The organism is Streptomyces sp. NPDC000410, assembly GCF_040300305.1.
Taxonomy (GTDB): Bacteria; Actinomycetota; Actinomycetes; order Streptomycetales; family Streptomycetaceae; genus Streptomyces.
The window spans coordinates 49,290-66,921 of sequence record NZ_JBEPDM010000012.1 but is presented as its reverse complement, the minus strand read 5'-3'; the positions used below and the strand labels follow the sequence as shown (position 1 = coordinate 66,921).

Here is a 17,632-nt window from a genome sequence, read left to right as displayed (position 1 = left end):
CCGCCCTATGCCGGACATGTCACCATCCTCTGTGGCGTCGATGACCCGCTGTGGCTCCAATGGGCGAGTGCGTCAGCGGCGAATGCGCCGGCTCGGCTTCACGCCGCGTCCAGGGCGCACTCGGCCCAGATGACCTTGCCGTGGGTGGTGTGCCGGGTGCCCCAGGCCTGGGCGAGCTGCGCGACGAGGAACAGCCCGCGCCCGCCCTCGTCGGTGGTGGCCGCCCGCCGCAGATGAGGGGCGGTGCTGCTGCCGTCGGAGACCTCGCAGATCAGGGCGCGGTCCCGGATCAGGCGCACCTGGATGGGCTCGGTCCCGTAGCGGACGGCGTTGGTGACCAGCTCGCTGAGCAGCAGTTCCGCGGCGAACGCGACCTCGTCCAGCCCCCACTGGGCGAGCTGGCGGGTGGCGGCGGCGCGGATGTCCGAGACGAGGGCCGGATCGGCGGCGGGCAGCTCCCACGTGGCGATCCGGTCGGGGGGCAGGGCGTGGGTGCGGGCGACGAGCAGGGCGATGTCGTCGTCGGGGTGGTCGGGCGCCACGGCGTCGATGACCGCCTCGCAGGTGTCCTCGGGCGTCCGGTGCGGGCGGGCCAGCGCCTGGCGCAGCTGCTCGAGGGCGACCTCCATGTCGCGGTGGCGGTCCTCGACGAGTCCGTCGGTGAAGAGGACCAGCGTGCTGTCCTCGGGCAGTTGGATCTCGGCCGTCTCGAAGGGCAGCCCGCCGAGGCCCAGAGGTGGTCCGGCGGGCAGGTCGAGATACGTCACGGTGCTGTCGGGGTGGACCAGCGCGGGCGGGGGGTGGCCCGCGCGCGCCATGGTGCACTGCCGCGAGGTGGGGTCGTAGATGGCGTACAGGCAGGTGGCGCCGACGAAGCCGGTGCTGCCGACGGCGGCGTTCTCACCGCCTTCCTCCCGGTCCAGGCGCACCAGGAGATTGTCCAGATGGGTGAGGAGCTCGTCGGGCGCGAGTTCCAGTTCGGCGAAGTTGCGCGCCGCGGTGCGCAGTCGGCCCATGGTGGCGGCGGCGTGCAGCCCGTGGCCGACGACATCGCCCACGAGCAGCGCGATACGGGTCCCGGAGAGGGGGATGACGTCGAACCAGTCGCCGCACACTCCGGATTCGGCGGGCAGATAACGGTGGGCGACCTCGACGCCGTCCTGCTCGGGAAGGCCGCGAGGGAGCAGGCTGCGCTGCAGGGCCAGGGCGAGGGTGTGTTCGCGGGTGTAGCGGCGGGCGTTGTCGATGCAGAGGGCGGCGCGGGCGGCGAGTTCCTGGGCCAGCGAGCAGTCGTCGTCGCCGTAGGGGGCGGGATCCTCCGAGCGGTAGAAGCTGGCGATGCCCAGCAGGACACCGCGCGCGAGCAGGGGGACGGAGACGAGGGAGTGCACGCCCCGCGCGAGGATCCGCTCGGCGTGCTCGGGCTCCTGGGCGATCCAGCCGGCGGCGGACCTCAGGTCGGGTTCCAGCACGGCCTGTCCGCTTGCCAGGCATCGCATATGAGGAGTGGTGGCGCGAAGCTCCACCCGCCGGCCGGCCGGGTAGAAGGGGCAGTCCTCGCGGATGCCGTGGACCACCGTGCGGTGCAGTTCCGTACGGGGATCGGCGGACTCCTCGCCGCGCAGTACGGCTTCGGGCACGTCGATGGTGACGTAGTCGGCCAGGCGCGGGACCGCGATCTCGGCGAGTTCCCAGGCGGTACGGCTGACGTCCAGGGTGGTTCCGATGCGGGTGCTGGCCTCGGCCAGCAGCTCCAGCCGGCGTCGGGCCGCGACGGCGTACTTCCCCACCTCCGGCTCGCCGACCAGCACCAGTCCTCTGACCGCGTCATGGGCGGAGTCGTCGGGGCCTGCCGAGTGCGGCCCGGTGCTCTGGTGGGACCCGGCGGCCGGGCCGGGCGCGCCGCCGGGAAGGTGCCCGGGCGGCGGGACGACGGTGGTGGTGGCGATCCGGGGGAGGGGGCCGGCCGGTCGGCCGGCGTGGGGCGCGGCGGCCAGGTGGTGCGGCGGCGGGTGGCGGGGGAGCACGGCCTCGACGACGATGCCTTCCACCCCGGAGTGGCTCGTGACCGGACGGCTCATGAGGGTGACCCCCCTGCCGTGGGACAGGAGGACGTCGACGGCGGTCAGCCGGGTCGAGCAGAGCAGCTCGGTGGCCTTCTCCTTGAGGATCGTCTGATCGCGCTGGTCCAGCCCGCTGCCGGCCAGGTCCGCCATGGTGATCAGCCGGCCGTCCTCGCCGGCCTCCCCGGTGCGGGCGCGCTCCCTGGCATCGAGATACGTCCGCAGCAACCCGCGCTCCCGCGCCGAACTCTGCTCCATCAGCCGCCGCTCGATGGTCTCGGCGGCCTGGCAGATCAGGACGTCCAGAGCCGGGTCCGCGTAGCTGCGCGGAAAGCCGAAGCAGAGGACGCCCTCGATGCACCCGCTGAGCGGATCGCGGATGGGGGTCGCCGAGCACGCGCTCGACTGGGAGCGCTCGGCGAAGTGCTCGGCGCCGTAGACCTGGACGAGTCGCCTTTCGGCGAGTGCGAGTCCGATGCCGTTGGTCCCCGCGAACCGTTCGGCGAAGACGTAGCCCGGGACGCTCTGGATGCTCGGGAGGCTTTTGGCCAAAGACGGTTCCCCGAAACGGCGTTGGAGCACCGTTCCGTTCCCGTCGGCGAGGGAGATGTTCATCTGGCTGCCCGCGAACCGCAGGGCCAGCCGGTCGAGCACAGGCAGCGCCGCACGGACGAGCCGGCTGTCCGGATCGAAATCGTCCCGGTACGGGAGTTCGGTTTGGTCCGGTGAGAGGCCCAGCAAAAGGGAGCGCTGCCACGAATTCAGGATCGGGCTTCTGACGCTGCCCTCCACCGACTCACCCTGGAGGAATCGCTCACGGGAACGGGCGGGGCCGACGTGGTCTCCCGCGACCCCCATCTGCATCACTTCCCTTACGGGGACGTCCGCGATACCGGATGTGTATGATCACTTGCTCATTTTGAGTATATGCCCAGTTTTCGGCTGAATAAGGCTCTATGGGACTACGGTACGGCGCTCCGACGTACGGCAATCAGGGCTGGTGGCAGGGGGCGTCGGCCCTCACAGGACCGCGACCGGATTGACGGGCGAGCCTGTTCCACCCGGGATGTTCAACGGCGTCACGACGAGCATGAACGCGTAACGGTCCGCTTCGGCGCAGGCGGCGGACAGCGCCTCCAGATCGAGGTTGTCCAGCAGTGGCACCCCCATCGCGGCGATGGCGAGGGCGTGGACGGGGGAGTGCACGCCCTCGACCGGCGAGGGCCGTACGTCGCTGTCCCCGTCGCCGCCGAGGAGCGCGATACCGCGCTCGGCGAGCAGGGGCACGGCGTCCACATGGAAGCCCGCGCTCGCCGCACCGGAATCCCAGGGGCCGAGTTCCCGGCGGCGGCGGAAGCGGCCGGAGCGCAGCAGCACCGCGCTGCCGTCCCCGATCGGCACATCGAGTGCCCGCTCCGCCTCGGCGATGTCCCGCGCGTGCACCGCCTGCCCCGGTTCCAGCCAGGGGATCCCCAGGACGGCGGGCAGGTCGAGGAGTACGCCCGTGGTGACGAGGGCGCCGAGCGCCGCCACCGCGCCGAAGCGCGCGCCGCCGGAGTCGACGACCTCGCGTGCCGTGCGGCCGTCGTAGAGCCGCCCCTGGTAGGCGATGTGGGACAGGGCGTCGAGATGGCTCACGCTCTTGCCGTGGTAGTCGACGGCGATGAAGTCCTTGTACGCGGAGGGCTCCGGGGCCTCCGTGTCGCCGAGGTCGGACATGTGGTGCAGGGCCGGCTTGGCGTTGTCCGGTTCGGGCCGGGTGTTCCAGGGCAGCCCCATCGGCACGACCGTCCCGGACCGGACCAGGGCGGTGGCTCGCCGCACGTGGTCCGGTGTCACCCGGTTCCAGGCGCCGCGGCCGGCCCGGTCCCAGCGGCCCCATGCGCGGACCGCGTCGAAGAGCGCGTCGAACTCCTCACGGGAGACCGGGGGCCCGTTGCCGGGGCCGCCCGGCGGGGGAGCCGGACCACCGGCGAGGTTGCTGCCCATCTGTCCTCAGCGCTCCTCAGCGCTCCGCATTCGGCGCTCCACGGATCGGAGGGCCGGGCCGGCGGGCCGCGGCGCCTGGGTGCGCAGTACGCCATCGGCCCCGGTGCGGCCATCCTGCCCGGGAGCGCGCGCTGCCGCCATCGGCGGTCACGGATCGGCGCATGCCCCGTTGCGCGCTGCCCACACGGTGCGGAGTGATGAGTGGCAGCGATGAGCCGCTGCGAGGCAGGCTGTATGCATGCGGTCGCTCTTCCGCCCAGCCCCTCGACCAGGAGCGGGCGGTCATAGCAGGGTGCTCTTCAGACTCGTGGAGTGTGTGCCATTCGCGATCGCACTGTTCGTGATGGCCATCGAGCTCTCACCTGCACACGTGGTGTACACCGGCCCCCTCCTGGTGGCGACGCCGGCGCTGGCCGCGGTGACGATGGGCCCCAAGGGCACCGTCGCGGCAGCGCTGCTGGCGCTGGCGGTGAGCGTGGTCACCGCGACCCACAACCAGGCATGGGGCGGCCAGCAGGTCTACACCAACTTGCTGGCTCTCACCTTGGTGTCGGTGGCCAGCATCACGACGAGCAGTGCCGTGCGTACGCGCAGGGAGAACGAGCTCAACCAGGTCCGCAGGATCGCCGTGGCGGCACAGGAGGTCCTGCTGCGGCCCGTTCCGACGACCCGGCTGGGCCCGGTCAGGGCCGCCAGCATGTACCTCGCGGCGGAGACGGGGGCACAGATCGGCGGGGACCTGTACGAGGCCGTGCAGACCCGCTACGGGGTCCGGATGATCGTGGGCGACGTCCGGGGCAAGGGGCTGCCCGCCGTACGAGCGGCCGCGGCGGTGCTGGGCGCGTTCCGGGAGGCGGCGCACTACGAGGACGAGCTGGTGGAGGTCATCAACCACTGCGGGGCCGCGCTGCAACGGGACTGCGTCGTGCCGGGCGCGGTCGACGACGTGGCCCTGGTGGAGGGGTTCGTCACCGTGCTCGTGGCCCAGGTGCCGGACAGACCCGTGGTCGAGGTGGTCAACCGCGGCCATCCGCCCGCGCTGCTGCTGCACGGCGGCAAGACCCGAGCCCTGATGCCCACCTCGCCCATGCCGCCCCTCGGACTGGAGGAGTTCATCACCGGTCCTCCCGGGGAGACGGAGAGCTATCCGTTCACCCCGGGCGACCGTCTGCTGCTGTACACCGACGGTGTGGTCGAAGCCCGCGATCGCGACGACGACTTCTTCGCCCTGCCCGCGGCCATGGAAGCGGTGCGCGCCCGCACCCCGTCGGAGTTCCTGGAGGAACTGCATCAGGGACTGATACGGCATACCGAGGGCTATCTGGCGGACGACGTGGCGATGATCCTCGTCGAGCGGGTCGACGAGGGACCCGATGAATGAAGAAGCCCCCGCCGGTTTGCGCTGCCCCGCAGGTGGGCGCAGGGTGAACGCAAGTGCGAGCCCATCGGGCTCCACCCCCGCCGGATCCGAGAGGACGAGCGATCCTGATGAGCAAGGGCAAGGCCAGGACGACACAGCTGAAGGGCAAACTCAAGGAGACCTTCGGCAAGGCCACGGGCGACAAGTCCATGAAGCGGGAGGGCCGCGGCGAGATGCTGAGCGGCAAGGCGCACGAGCTGGCGGAGAAGGCCGCCGAACAGGTACGGAAGCGGACGCGGCACCACTGACCGCCGACCCGCCAGGCCCGCGGACCCGCAGGCCACTGGTCTGCGGGTCCGCGGCGTGGTGCGACTGCTGCGGGCGGGGGCGCCTGGCCCGGGACCCGGAGCGGGGGAGACGGAGTGCGTGACGCCCGGCCCTCACATCATTCCCGGCCTGATGCGGCCGCGCCATCCTCCGGACTCGTCGCCCCGGTGCTCGACGAACTCCTTGAAGCGCCGCATGTCACCCTTCACGCGCCGGTCGATCATTCCGGTCATGGCCGCGGTCTTCTCCGCGGCGCCGGCCGGTTCGACGTCCATGACGAGCTCGACGCGGGTGTGGGTCTCGTCCAGGGACTGGAAGCGGACCATGCCCTTCTGTTTCGTGTCGCCGCCGGTGGTGCGCCACGTGATGCGCTCGTCCGGAAGCTGGTCGACGATCTCGGTGTCGAACTCCCGGCGGACGCCGCCGATCTTGGTGGTCCAGTGGTTGTGCCGGGCGTCGAGCTGCCTGACCTCCTCGACGCCTTCCATGAAGTTCGGGAACTCCTCGAACTGCGTCCACTGGTTGTAGGCGGTGCTGACAGGGACGTCGACCTCGACCGATTCCTTCACCGTGGTCATGGCTGTGACTCCTTTCGGTGACCGCGCTGTGAGCAGCGGGTCCGCCGCCCGGGACGGCCACAATGCAGCGGCTACCCCGTATCGGCCGACCTACCGCTTCCGCGCGCGTCGGATCGGGCGGCGGCTCAGGGACGGCACTCGGGGAGAGGGCTCGCGCACCGGCGTCAGGAGCCCGGACCGCCGGGACGCTCCGGCATGCGCGGTGCCGGGCCGGGCGTCGCGAGCCGGTGAACCTTTCCGGTCACAGCGCTAGCGTGGAAGACGCGGACCCGGACGCACGGGAACGGCCCGGACGCACGACGAGCCCGGACGCACGACGAGCGCAGCCCTGCCCTTGGGAACACGGACGTGGACAGACCAGAGAGACACCGATCGCGGTGGCTCCGCCCGCGCTCGGGGCCAGGGGGTGTCTTGAGGATCAGGTCGGATCAGGGCGCGGAACCAGGGCACGCGAGCCCGGCAGGATCCACAAGACACCCCCTGGGGGTGCGCAGCGTGGCCGGGCAGGTGTTCCTCTGGATGCTGGCCGTCACGGTGCTGCTCGTGGCGGCGGCGCTGGCGGCGCTGATCCTGCAGGCCCGGACCTCCACCACGAGGGCCGCCGAGCACGGCACACGGGCCGCGGCCGTCGCGCTGGCGGCGGCGCCCGGGACGGCGAGCGCCCTGGAGAGCGGCAACCCGACCGCGACGCTGCAACCGGTCGCCGAGGAGACACGCCGGAGCGCCGACTTCGACTACGTCGTCATCTTCAGCCCCCAGGGAATCCGCTACACCCATCCCGATCCCGAGCTGATCGGCCGGCACGTCTACGGCCCGTACGAGCAGGCGCTGAAGGGCCCGCACACCAGCAGCCTCGCCACGCCCATAGGCACGGCCGTGGACACGACCGCGCCGGTCCGCGAACCCGACGGCTCGGTCATCGGGCTGGTCTCGGTCGGCGTCACCGTCGAGCGCGTGGGCGCCGAGGTGGGCCGCGAGCTGCCGCTCCTCCTCGGCGGCGCCGCCGCCGCGCTCGTTCTGGGCATGGCCGGCGCCGCACTGGTGAGGCGGCGGCTGAACCGTCAGACGCTCGGCCTCGGCCCGGACGGGATCACACGGATGTACGAGCAGGCCGAGCTGGCCCGGGACCGTCTGCAACTGCTCTACGACGCGGGCGTGCGGGTCGGCACCACCCTGGACGTGGTGCACACCGCGCACGAGCTGGCGAACGTGACGATCCCCCGGTTCGCGGACTTCGCCACGGTCGAGCTGGCCGACCCCGTGCTGCACGGGGACGAGCCGCCCCCGGGCACGGGCACGGCGGGAGGACCGAAGATCCGCCGCACGGCCATGAGCGGCATCAGGGACGACCCACCGCTCTACCCCCTGGGATCGATGATCAGCTTCCTCCCCGCGACTCCCGAGGGCAACAGCCTGGAGACCGGACACGCCGCGCTCGCCGCCGATCTGCACCAGGCGCACTTCTGGCGCGCCCGTGATCCGCGGAACACCGACGCCATCCTCGCGTACGGGATCCACTCACTGATCTCCGCACCGCTCCAGGCACGCGGCCTCATCCTGGGCATGGTCAACTTCTGGCGCGCGGAGCCCTCCCCGCCGTTCGGGGACGACGACGTCGCCTTCGCCGAGGAACTGGTCGCCCGCGCCGCCGTCTCCGTCGACAACGCCCGCCGCTTCACCCGCGAGCACACCATGGCGGAGACGCTGCAGCGCAGCCTGCTGCCCCACGGCCTGCCCGAGCAGAGCGCCCTGGAACCGGCGTACCGCTATCTGCCCGCGCACCACAGCGTCGCCGGCGACTGGTTCGACGTCATCCCCCTGCCGGGATTCCGCGTCGCGCTGGTCGTCGGCGACGTGGTCGGCCACGGCCTGCAGGCCGCCGCCACCATGGGCCGGCTACGGACGGCCGTGCACACCTTCTCCAGCCTCGACCTGCCTCCCGACGAGCTGCTCGCCCGCCTCGACGCCCTCGTCATCAGCCTGGACCAGGCGGGCGCCGGCACCCCGCAGGCGGTCGACGTCACGGGCGCCACCTGCCTGTACGCGATCTACGATCCGGTTTCCGGGACCTGCACCATGGCGAGGGCCGGTCATCCCGAGCCCGCGCTCGTACGAGCCGGCGGCGGTGTGGATTTCGTCGGCCTGCCCGCGGGGCCGCCGCTCGGGGTGGGAGGGCTGCCCTTCGAGGCGGCGGAACTGCGGCTGGCGGCGGGGGACCAGCTGGTGCTCTACACCGACGGGCTCGTCCAGGACCGTCACCGCGGCATCGGGGACGGACTCGGCGCCTTGCGCGACTGTCTGGCGCGCGCCACCGCCGACAGCTCCCCGGAAGAGCTCTGCGGAGCGGTCTTCGACGCGCTGGCCCCGGCGGTCCCGTGCGACGACGTCGCGCTCCTCGTCGCACGTACGCACCTGTTCGAGGCCGATCAGGTGGCGACGTGGGACGTCCCGGCCGACCCCGCCGCCGTCTCACGGATGCGCTCCGCGTGCGTCGAGCAGCTGGCGGCGTGGGGACTCGACGGCCTGTCCTTCACCACGGAGCTGATCCTCAGCGAGCTGATCACCAACGCCGTCCGCTACGGCACCGAGCCGATCCACGTCCGCATGCTGCGCGACCGCACCCTGGTCTGCGAGGTCTCCGACGGCAGCAGCACGGCACCGCATCTGCGCTACGCGGCCACGACCGACGAAGGCGGCCGGGGGCTGTACCTGGTCGCCCAGCTCGCCGAGCGGTGGGGGACCAGATACACGGCCCGCGGCAAGGTCATCTGGTCCGAACAGCCCCTGGATGCCGCGCCGGAGGACGTGTTCGCGGCGCTGGCCCTCTGAGCGCCGAAGCGGCGGCGGGGAGGCCGTGTCCGCAGGACGCGGGCCGGCAGGGGATGATTGCCGTCGGCCGAAGGATGTGCTGGCGCCCGGTCAGCTCATTGCCCACCAGGTTGAACTACGCGCAACGCCGCGGGGGACGGCCCCTGCGGCAGGAGAAGGAGACCCTGATGCACGTCCAGCACTTCGAGCGGATCGCCGCCTTCGTCGAGGACCGGCTCCGCCCGCTGTTCGACGCTGAGACGGGCAGTGAGCACGGCTTCGGTATGGACGACACCTCGCGCGCTCTGCGCGCGCTCCTCAACACCGTGAGGGCGGCCACGGCGGTCAAGGGCCTCGCCGAGCAGCGGGCGACGGCCGAGCCGGCGATGCGTAACGTCGTCGACCAGGCCCTGGAGCACAACTGGGACGTCCTGCGCGGCATCGCCCGGAACTGGGAGGACCACCCCGACTTCCTCCGGGAGTTCAAGCTGCACGCGTGGGAGCTCGACGAGTCGGCTCCCGCCGCGCGCTGACCGCTACGGGCCCCCGGTCACTCCGCCTCGGCGACGGCGACGGCGACGGCGGCGTCGGTCCGCGTCAGGGAGGCGAAGCCGTCGTCGGCCATGGCCACCTCGTCACCGAGGTGCGTGGTGAGGAAGTCGTGCGTGGCGTCCATGTCGGAGACGGTGAGCGAGACGGTGGAACGGGTGACGTTCATGGTGAGGCTCCTTGGAACGGGATGGGTAACCCGCGCACGGATCAGGCGGTGGGCAGGTCGAGTTGGTACTCGTGCGTGCGGCGGTAGGAGCGGAATACCAGACGCTCGTTGACCGCGAGCATGTGGACGTTGTCCTCCGCGTTGTCGGTCTCGATCTCGACGACGCCGGGGTGCTCGGCGCGCAGCCGGCGCAGCATGGCCGCCTTGACCCGGAGGCCCAGGCCATGACCGCGGTGTGCGGGGACGACCGCGGTGTCGTACTGCAGAGCTCGCTCCGCCGCGCCCGCGGGGATCACGATCTCGCTGTACCCGGCCATGGTGCCGTCGTCGTGCACGGCGGCGACGGTGAGCAGCGTCTCACCGCGGTCGGCGACCACCTGGGCCATGGTGCGGACGCGTTCGGCGTCCCACCGCACGGAGCCGTGGTCCAGCTCGCCGACCGGCATGTCGTTCATCGCGTTCTTGGCCGTGGCGAAGGCGTCCGCGAGGTCCTCGGGCACCGTGCCCGTCCAGTCGGTCAGCCGGTAGCCGGGGGCGCGGTCTCGCCGGCCCGCTCGCTTCCCTCGGTGCGGTCGAGACGCAGAAGCAGATGGTTCAGCGTCAGCACCCGGCGAAACCCCCACCGCTCGCAGAACGCCTCGCCCGGACCGTCGGCAGCGGCCTCGACCACGAGGCTCCGCCGGTTCTCGCTGCGGCATGCGGCTGCCACGACCGCCGAGAGCAGCTGTGAACCGGCACCCCGGCGCCGGTGCTCGGGGGCGACGTGCAGCTGGAGTTCGGCCAGGTGCTCCCTGCCGGGCGCGCTGAACAGGCGAAGACCGGCGACCCTGAGCGTGGCGCCGTCCGGCCCGTTGGCCAGCCGCGTCAACCGGTGGCTGTCCAGCCCCGGCTTGGTGAGCTGGGCGTGGACCTCGCCGGGGCCAGAGGCGGCACACCGGGCAGATCGTGCGCCATGGACGCGGCGACGACCTGATGCCAGGCGGCGGTGTCGGTCACCGATACGCGGTGCAGCGGGGTGATGTGGACGTGCTCGGGCACGAGGGCGGCTCCTGCGGTCGAGTGGATCGAACTGAGCCCGATCTTCGGTGCGCTGCTGATCCACGGTGAGGCGGGCATCGGCAAGACGGCGCTGCTGGAGTACGCGGTCGAGGTCGCCGGCTTCGGCCGCGTGCTGCGGACCGTGGGCATCGAGGCCGAGATGGAGCTGGCCTTCAGCGGTCTGCATCAGCTGGTGTACCCCGTCGCCGACCGCCTGGGACGGCTGCCGGAACCTCAGGCCGCCGCTCTTCCGTGCCTCTCGCTTCCGTTGCTGGCCGAGGCCGTCCACGCGGCGCACTCCTCCGGCGACCAGGTCCTGAACGACGAGGTGGGCGCCCGTATTCCCCGCTCGCCGGACCACGCAGTGATGCGTGCCCTCACCGACCCCCTCGGCGCGCGGGCGGTGCTCCGGAGCCGGCAACCCACGGCAGGGGAGGCGGGATTCGCCGAAAGGGTTCTGGCCGGCACCTACGGGCAGCTCATGGCGGACCACGACACGGCCTTCGAGATCGCTGTCGCGTGCGTCGCCGACAGCCGGTGCCAGGAGGCGGTCGGCTGGCTGCCCACCTCATTGCACCTCCTCGCGCAGGCGGAGCTGTCCCGGGCGGCGTACGAGGAGGCCCGCGCCGCCGCGACCGAGGGACTCACCATCGCGGAGCCCTCCGGCCTCCACCACCGCGCGAGCCATCTGCGGGCGACCCTCGCCACACTGGCGGCCGTCCAGGGGAACGCGGAAGAGTGCCACAGCCAGGGCGAAGCCGCCCGGGACGACGCCGACACCCAGGGCATCGGCCCGGCGGCCGCCCACGCCCACCAGGCCCTGGGACTCCTCGACCTCGGTCTCGGCCGGGCGGAGAGCGCACTGGCGCACCTGGAGGCGGCGCGCGCCCGCCTGAGCCACCCGGTGCTGTCGGTCTTCCTCCTGCCCGACCTCGTCGAAGCAGCGGTACGCGCCGGGCACCGTGACCGGACACACGAGCCCATGACGCTCCTGGACCGATGGGCGGCCGCCGCCCGGCAACCCGCGGCCACCGCGCTCGCCCACCGCTGCCGGGCCCTGACGGCCTCCGACGAGGACGCCGAGCAGCACTCCACCGCCGCCCTGGCCCAGTACGGCGACGACGCCCAGCCGTTCGAACGGGCACGCACCGAGCTGCTCTACGGCGAATGGCTCCGCCGCGCCCGCCGCGCCCGCCGACGCCTGCCGGCACCTCCGCGACGCACTGACGGTGTTCGAGCGACTCAAGGCCCAGCCGTGGGCGCAGCGCGCCCGCACGGAACTGCGGGCCGGTGGCGGGACCATCGACCCGGGAGGTGCCGCGGACACGCCGCGGGACCACCTCAGCCCCCAGGAACGGGAAGTGGTCCGGCTGGCCGCCACGGGAGCCTCCAACCGTGTGAAATAGCCGCCCAGCTCTTCCTGAGCCCTCGCACGGTCGGCCACCACCTCTACCGCGCCTTCCCGGAACTCGGCATCTCCTCCCGTACGGACCTCCCACGGATCCTCGGCTGAGACCGGCTTCTCGACTGAGCCCGGCTCCTCGGCTGAGACAGGCGCCCGCGCTCCACGCGGCATCGTCACCCCATACGGGCGTATTGTGCGCAATATGCGTGATGCTCGGTGCGGCTGGTGCGATGCACCGCTACCGGATCGGGCCGGCGGCAACCGACGCTATTGCAGTCCGGCCCACCGACAGGCGGCCTGGCGGGCGCGGCGTCGATGGCGGGCCGCGGCGGAGACGCGGCAGGCGATGGTCATGGCCGGCGTCGATCTGCTGGCCCGGGTCCAGACGGCAGCGCAGCGAGCGGGCGATCCGTCCCCGGAGCGGAGCGCCGCCGCCGGCTCGCTCTGCGCATCCGTCGCGGAGGTACCGGGGCTGGCGGAGCAGTTGGTGCGGCAGGCGGTGCTGGTCGACCGGCAGGCCGGTGCCGGCTGGGCGCGGATCGGTGCCGGCCTGGGGATCAGCGGCGAGGCCGCCAGGAGCCGCTTCGGGCGCGGGCATCCCCCCAAGGAGGAGGGAAGGGGGATACGGGACGGTGCCACCCCGGCCGCCGACTCCGCCCCGGAGCTGCTGGCCCCGCTCCTGCGCCCGGCGGTGCGGGAAACAGGCGCGTCCGCGAGCCTGCTCTACCTGCTGCCACCGGGGGAGCAGGTACTGCGCCTGGCAGCCACGACCGGGGTCCCGCCGAAGACCGCCGCGCCCTGGGAACGCGTGGCGCTGGCGGCTCCGTTTCCCGTGGCCGACGCGGTGCGCCGACGGCAGCTGGTGTGGCTCGGCAGCCAGACGGAGCTGGCGCGTCGCTACCCGCGGGCCGCGCTCGTCCTGCCCTACCACGTGGCGCTGGCCGCCGCGCCGGTGGCGACCGGCGCCACCGCATGGGGCGGGCTGATCCTGCTGTGGCCCGGCTCGCGCCCGCCGCAGCTGAGCGCGCACGAGCGCGACGTGGTCGGCAGCGTCTGTGACCGCATGGGCGCCCTCCTGCAGCGATCGGCCGAGGACGGTCACCCGGTGCTGCCCGGGGGCGAGCCGCACGTGCTCGCCCCGCCCGGGACCCGTACGGCCGGGCCGGTCGAGGCGCTCGCCGCGGTGGCCTTCGTCGACCGTCTCCCGGAGGGCTGTTGCGCGCTGGACCTGGAGGGCCGGATCACGTTCATCAGCGCCGCCGCCGTCGACCTGGTCGGCGGCAGCGCCCCGGACCTGCTCGGTGCGCTGCTGTGGGAGGCGCTGCCGTGGCTGGACGACCCGGTCTTCGAGGACCGCTACCGGGCCGCGGTGATCAGCCGCCAGCCCATGTCCTTCACCGTCCTGCGCCCACCGGACAAGTGGCTGTCCTTCCAGCTCTGCCCGGACGCCTCCGGCATCAGTGTCTGCATCACCCCCACGGACAGCACCACCCCCGCGGACCTCGCGAGGACCGGGCGCAGCGGCAGCGGCTCCCCGCCGACCCGCGCGGGCGCCCTGTACGACCTGATGCACCTGGCCGCCACGCTGACCGAGGCCGTCAGCGCGCGGGACGTGGTCGAGCTGGCCGCCGACCAGATCATGCCCGCCTTCGACGCCCAGGGCTTCGTCGTGTCCGTGGCCGAGAGCGGCCGACTGCGGATCGTCGGCTACCGCGGATACCCGGCCGAGGTCATGGACCGCCTCGACCTCCCCCCGTTCAGGGACGAAACGGCCCCCACCGTCCGCGCGCTGACCACGGGAGTCCCCCTCTTCTTCGCCTCCCCCCACGAAATGGACCAACTCAACCCCGACATCGCCCGGCTGACGCACCGGGCCGCCTGGGCCTTCCTGCCGCTGATCGCCTCCGGCCGCCCGGTCGGCTGCTGGGTGCTCTCCTACGACCGGCCCCACCCCTTCACCCCCGACGAGCGCGCCGTCCTGACCTCCCTCGCCGGACTGATCGCCCAGGCCCTCGACCGCGCCCGTCTCTACGACGCCAAACACCAGCTCGCCCACGGCCTGCAGACCGGCCTGCTCCCCGCCACCCTTCCGACCGTGCCCGGACTGGAGGTGGCCGCCCGCTACCGGCCCGCGGCCCACGACATGGACATCGGCGGCGACTTCTACGACCTCATCCGCTGCGACGCCACCACCGTCGCCGCCGCCATCGGAGACGTACAAGGCCACAACGTGAACGCCGCGGCCCTCATGGGCCAGGTCCGCACCGCCGTCCACGCCACCGCCGGCGCGCCCCCGGGCGAAGTCCTCGCCCGCACCAACCGCCTGCTCACCGACCTCGACCCCGGCCTGTTCACCAGCTGTCTGTACGCCCACCTGGACCTCGCCCGCCACCGCGCCCACCTGGCCAGCGCAGGCCACCCCCCGCCGCTCCTGCGCCACCCCGACGGACACACCGAGGTCCTCCACGTGCCGCCCGGCCTCCTGCTCGGCATCGACCCCGCCGCCGACTACCAGGCCACCGAGATCCCCCTGCCGCCCGGCGCCGTGCTGGCCCTTTACACCGACGGCCTCGTCGAAACCCCCGGCATCGACCTCGACGACGCCATCGCCGCCCTCGCCGACCGGCTCGCACAGGCCCGTGACCAGGCCCTGGACACCCTCGCCGACACACTCATCCGGCCCGACCCGCACGCCTGTCCCCGCAGCGACGACATCGCCCTGCTCCTGCTCCACCCGCAGCCTCCGACGGTTGCGCAGGGTCAGCATCAGGCGGATTCTGGACCTGATGAAGCAGGCCGGTGAGGCGCCATGAGCTACGCAAGAAAGGCGACCGGGGACGCCGACTTCCGTGGCCCGCTGGACATCGCGAAGGCCGCCACATTCGTCCTCGACGGCCAGGACGTCGTCATCGGCTGGAGTCCCGCGGCGCAGGAACTTCTCGGCTACCCGCCGGCCGAGATCATCGGTCGGCCCGTCGGCACGTTCCTGGTGGCCACGGACGCACGCACAGCGGCCGGACAGACCGCGGGGGAGCCGCCGGTCCTGCCCCTCCCGGAGCGCGACGTCCATGTCGCCGTCCACCGGGACGGCCACCAACTGCACCTCGTCACCGAGGTCTGTCGCCTCTCCGGAACCGGCCCGGCGGAGCGGGTCTTCGTGGCGGCCGACCGCGAGCGGCTCAGGGAATGGGAATCCCGGCTGGCCATGCTGCACGGTCTGGCCACCCAGTCACCCCTGGGACTCGCCATCTACGACACGGATCTCCGCCTCGTGTGGTGCAACGCCGCCTCCGAGCAGGAGCTCGGGCGGCCGCTCGCGGAACTCCGCGGCGGGCTGGCCGACGAGCTGTACCCCATGGGCCGATTCGTGACACCGGGCTATCCGGAGACGCTCGACGGGGTCATGCGCCAGGTGCTGGAGACCGGAGAGCCGATCCTCGATCTGCACTTCCGCGGGCAGCAGCCCAGCAACCCCGGGCAGGACCACCTGTGGTCCTGTTCGTACTACCGGCTGCAGGACACGGACGGCCGAGTACTCGGCCTGTGCGAGGACGCGTTCGACATCTCCGACCGCTACGAGGCGCAGCGGCAGCTGAATCTGCTGGTCGAGGCGGGCCGTCGGGTCGGGACCACGCTGGAGGTGTTCATCACGACCGACGAGCTGGCCGAGGTGGCGGTGCCGGGGTTCGCCGACTTCGTCGAGGTCGACCTCGCTCCGGCGGTGCTCGCCGGCGAGGTGCCGGGCGGGGTGGGACCGTCGGGTATCGAACTGGTCCGCACCTCCTTCCGCTCGGCGGCATTCGGCGGCAGGGCGGACCCCGCGGGACCGTGGAACCGCCAACCGCGTCCGATGACGTACCCGGACGGCTCGCCCCAGTACCGCAGCCTCGCCTCGGGCGGGCTGGTGCTCGATGACAACACCCTCGTCGTGCCGCTGCGCGCCGGGGGCGTCGCCCTGGGCCTCGTCACCTTCGTACGCGAGAGCGGTCCGGCCGTCTTCGACAGCGGCGCGGTCGCGGTGGCCGACGAGCTGGTCACCCGGGCCGCGATGTCCATCGACAACGCCCGCCGCTACACCCGCGAGCGCGCCGCGGCCCTGGCACTCCAGCGACAGCTCCTGCCACAGCATCTGCCGTCGAACTCCGCCGTCGATCTGGCCTATCGCTATCTGCCCACGGACGACATGAGCGGCGTCGGCGGGGACTGGTTCGACGTCATCCCGCTCTCCGGAACACGCGTCGGACTCGTGGTCGGGGACGTGGTGGGCCACGGGCTCCACGCGGCGGCCACCATGGGCCGACTGCGTACCACCGTACGGGCGCTCGCCCCCATGGACATGCCCCCCGACGAACTCCTCAAGCGGCTCGACGACCTTGTGGGGCAGTCGGCGGAGGACAGCGCGGACGCTCTGGGCGCACTCGCCGCCGAGGAGGACGTCGCGGCCGGGGCCACCTGCCTCTTCGCGGTGTACGACCCCGTGTCGCGACACTGCACCATGGCCCGGGCGGGCCACCTGCCGCCCGCCGTCGTGGAGCCCGACGGGCGTGTCAGCTTCCCGGATCTGCCGGCCGGCCCGCCCCTGGGGCTGGGCGGGCTGCCCTTCGAGTCCCTCGAGCTCGAACTGCCCGTGGGCAGTCTGGTGGCCCTCTTCACGGACGGTCTGGTCGAGGCACGCGACCGGGACATCGACAAGGGGCTGGAGATCCTGGGGAGGGTCCTCAGCGAGGGGTCGGGCTCCCTGGAGGATCTCTGCGATCGTGTCATCTCCGAACTGCTTCCGGGCGGCACGACCACCGATGACACGGCCCTCCTGCTGGTACGCACCCGCGAGCTCGACAGCCACAGGGTCGCCGCCTGGGAGCTTCCGGCGGAACCGGTCGCCGCCGGCCGGGCGCGCGAGCTGGTCGCCGGCCGGCTGACCGACTGGGGGCTGGACGAGCTCGTGTTCCCCACCGAGCTGATCGTCAGCGAGCTGGTCACGAACGCGGTCAGGTATGCCGAGGGCCCACTGCATGTGCGGCTCATCTACGACCGCACACTCCTGTGCGAAGTCGCGGACGCGGGCCACACCGCCCCTCACCTGCGCCACAGCGGCGACGACGACGAAGGCGGGCGCGGACTGTTCATCGTCGCCCAGCTCGTCCTGCGGTGGGGGACGCGCTACAGCCACTGGGGCAAGGCCATCTGGACGGAACAGGCACTGCCCACGGGCTGACCGTACGAGGACGCGTTCCGAGGCCGGGGGTGGTGGAAGAGGCCCCGAGGGGCTCTGCGTAGAGTTTCGGCCATCGAGACGTTGTGGGGCGATGTCTCAAAGATTTTGTGTGTGCGGGGGGATTCATCCAT

Annotated in this window: 14 protein-coding genes; 7 read left to right on the top strand and 7 right to left on the bottom strand. The window is 72.4% G+C overall.

The window, feature by feature from the left end; translation table 11 throughout:
* Nucleotides 1–98 precede the first annotated feature (98 nt).
* Complete coding sequence (locus ABT342_RS15850) at nucleotides 99–2,921, bottom strand: SpoIIE family protein phosphatase (RefSeq protein WP_351572965.1); 2,823 nt, start codon at nucleotides 2,919–2,921, stop codon at nucleotides 99–101.
* A 162-nt stretch (nucleotides 2,922–3,083) separates the two neighbouring features.
* Complete coding sequence (locus tag ABT342_RS15845; protein ID WP_351572962.1) at nucleotides 3,084–4,052, bottom strand: cyclase family protein; 969 nt, start codon at nucleotides 4,050–4,052, stop codon at nucleotides 3,084–3,086.
* Nucleotides 4,053–4,368: 316 nt separating this feature from the next.
* Between ABT342_RS15845 and ABT342_RS15840 the strand changes: the two genes are divergently transcribed.
* Both ABT342_RS15840 and ABT342_RS15835 read left to right on the top strand, forming a co-directional pair.
* Nucleotides 4,369–5,433, top strand: coding sequence for a PP2C family protein-serine/threonine phosphatase (locus tag ABT342_RS15840; RefSeq protein WP_502965542.1), 1,065 nt, complete (start codon nucleotides 4,369–4,371; stop codon nucleotides 5,431–5,433).
* A 107-nt stretch (nucleotides 5,434–5,540) separates the two neighbouring features.
* Nucleotides 5,541–5,720, top strand: coding sequence for a CsbD family protein (locus ABT342_RS15835; protein ID WP_351572956.1), 180 nt, complete (start codon nucleotides 5,541–5,543; stop codon nucleotides 5,718–5,720).
* Between the two features lie 132 nt (nucleotides 5,721–5,852).
* Here the strand turns inward: ABT342_RS15835 and ABT342_RS15830 are convergent, their stop codons facing one another.
* Nucleotides 5,853–6,317: an SRPBCC family protein gene (locus tag ABT342_RS15830; RefSeq protein WP_351572953.1), complete on the bottom strand. Its 465-nt coding sequence runs from the start codon at nucleotides 6,315–6,317 to the stop codon at nucleotides 5,853–5,855.
* 519 nt (nucleotides 6,318–6,836) lie between these two features.
* On the opposite strand from ABT342_RS15830, the gene ABT342_RS15825 reads away from it, so the two are divergent.
* Nucleotides 6,837–9,146, top strand: coding sequence for a SpoIIE family protein phosphatase (locus tag ABT342_RS15825; protein WP_351573182.1), 2,310 nt, complete (start codon nucleotides 6,837–6,839; stop codon nucleotides 9,144–9,146).
* Nucleotides 9,147–9,313: 167 nt separating this feature from the next.
* Nucleotides 9,314–9,658: a hypothetical protein gene (locus tag ABT342_RS15820; protein WP_351572950.1), complete on the top strand. Its 345-nt coding sequence runs from the start codon at nucleotides 9,314–9,316 to the stop codon at nucleotides 9,656–9,658.
* 17 nt (nucleotides 9,659–9,675) lie between these two features.
* Here ABT342_RS15820 and ABT342_RS15815 read toward each other — a convergent pair whose 3' ends face one another.
* From ABT342_RS15815 to ABT342_RS15800, 4 genes are read right to left on the bottom strand one after another with little or no spacing between them, the layout of a single operon-like run.
* A complete protein-coding gene (locus ABT342_RS15815) occupies nucleotides 9,676–9,843 on the bottom strand; it encodes a hypothetical protein (RefSeq protein ID WP_351572948.1) in 168 nt (55 codons plus the stop codon).
* Nucleotides 9,844–9,884: 41 nt separating this feature from the next.
* A complete protein-coding gene (locus tag ABT342_RS15810; RefSeq protein WP_351572946.1) occupies nucleotides 9,885–10,343 on the bottom strand; it encodes a GNAT family N-acetyltransferase in 459 nt (152 codons plus the stop codon).
* 17 nt (nucleotides 10,344–10,360) lie between these two features.
* The gene (locus ABT342_RS15805; protein ID WP_351572942.1) at nucleotides 10,361–10,711 is read right to left on the bottom strand and encodes a GNAT family N-acetyltransferase; all 351 of its coding nucleotides are present in this window, start codon (nucleotides 10,709–10,711) and stop codon (nucleotides 10,361–10,363) included.
* The gene (locus ABT342_RS15800) at nucleotides 10,708–10,881 is read right to left on the bottom strand and encodes a hypothetical protein (RefSeq protein WP_351572939.1); all 174 of its coding nucleotides are present in this window, start codon (nucleotides 10,879–10,881) and stop codon (nucleotides 10,708–10,710) included. The genes ABT342_RS15805 and ABT342_RS15800 overlap by 4 nt, the downstream gene beginning before the upstream one ends.
* Between ABT342_RS15800 and ABT342_RS15795 the strand changes: the two genes are divergently transcribed.
* The 3 genes from ABT342_RS15795 (at nucleotide 10,862) to ABT342_RS15785 (ending at nucleotide 17,501) form a co-directional block, all read left to right on the top strand.
* Entirely contained in the window at nucleotides 10,862–12,394 is a 1,533-nt protein-coding gene (locus ABT342_RS15795; protein WP_351572936.1) for a helix-turn-helix domain-containing protein, read from the top strand. The two genes, ABT342_RS15800 and ABT342_RS15795, sit on opposite strands and share 20 nt — an antisense overlap.
* Nucleotides 12,395–12,632: 238 nt before the next feature.
* Nucleotides 12,633–15,089: a SpoIIE family protein phosphatase gene (locus ABT342_RS15790; RefSeq protein WP_351572933.1), complete on the top strand. Its 2,457-nt coding sequence runs from the start codon at nucleotides 12,633–12,635 to the stop codon at nucleotides 15,087–15,089.
* 6 nt (nucleotides 15,090–15,095) lie between these two features.
* Nucleotides 15,096–17,501, top strand: a complete 2,406-nt coding sequence (locus ABT342_RS15785) for a SpoIIE family protein phosphatase (protein WP_351572930.1) — start codon at nucleotides 15,096–15,098, stop codon at nucleotides 17,499–17,501.
* The last annotated feature ends 131 nt before the right edge of the window (nucleotides 17,502–17,632 follow it).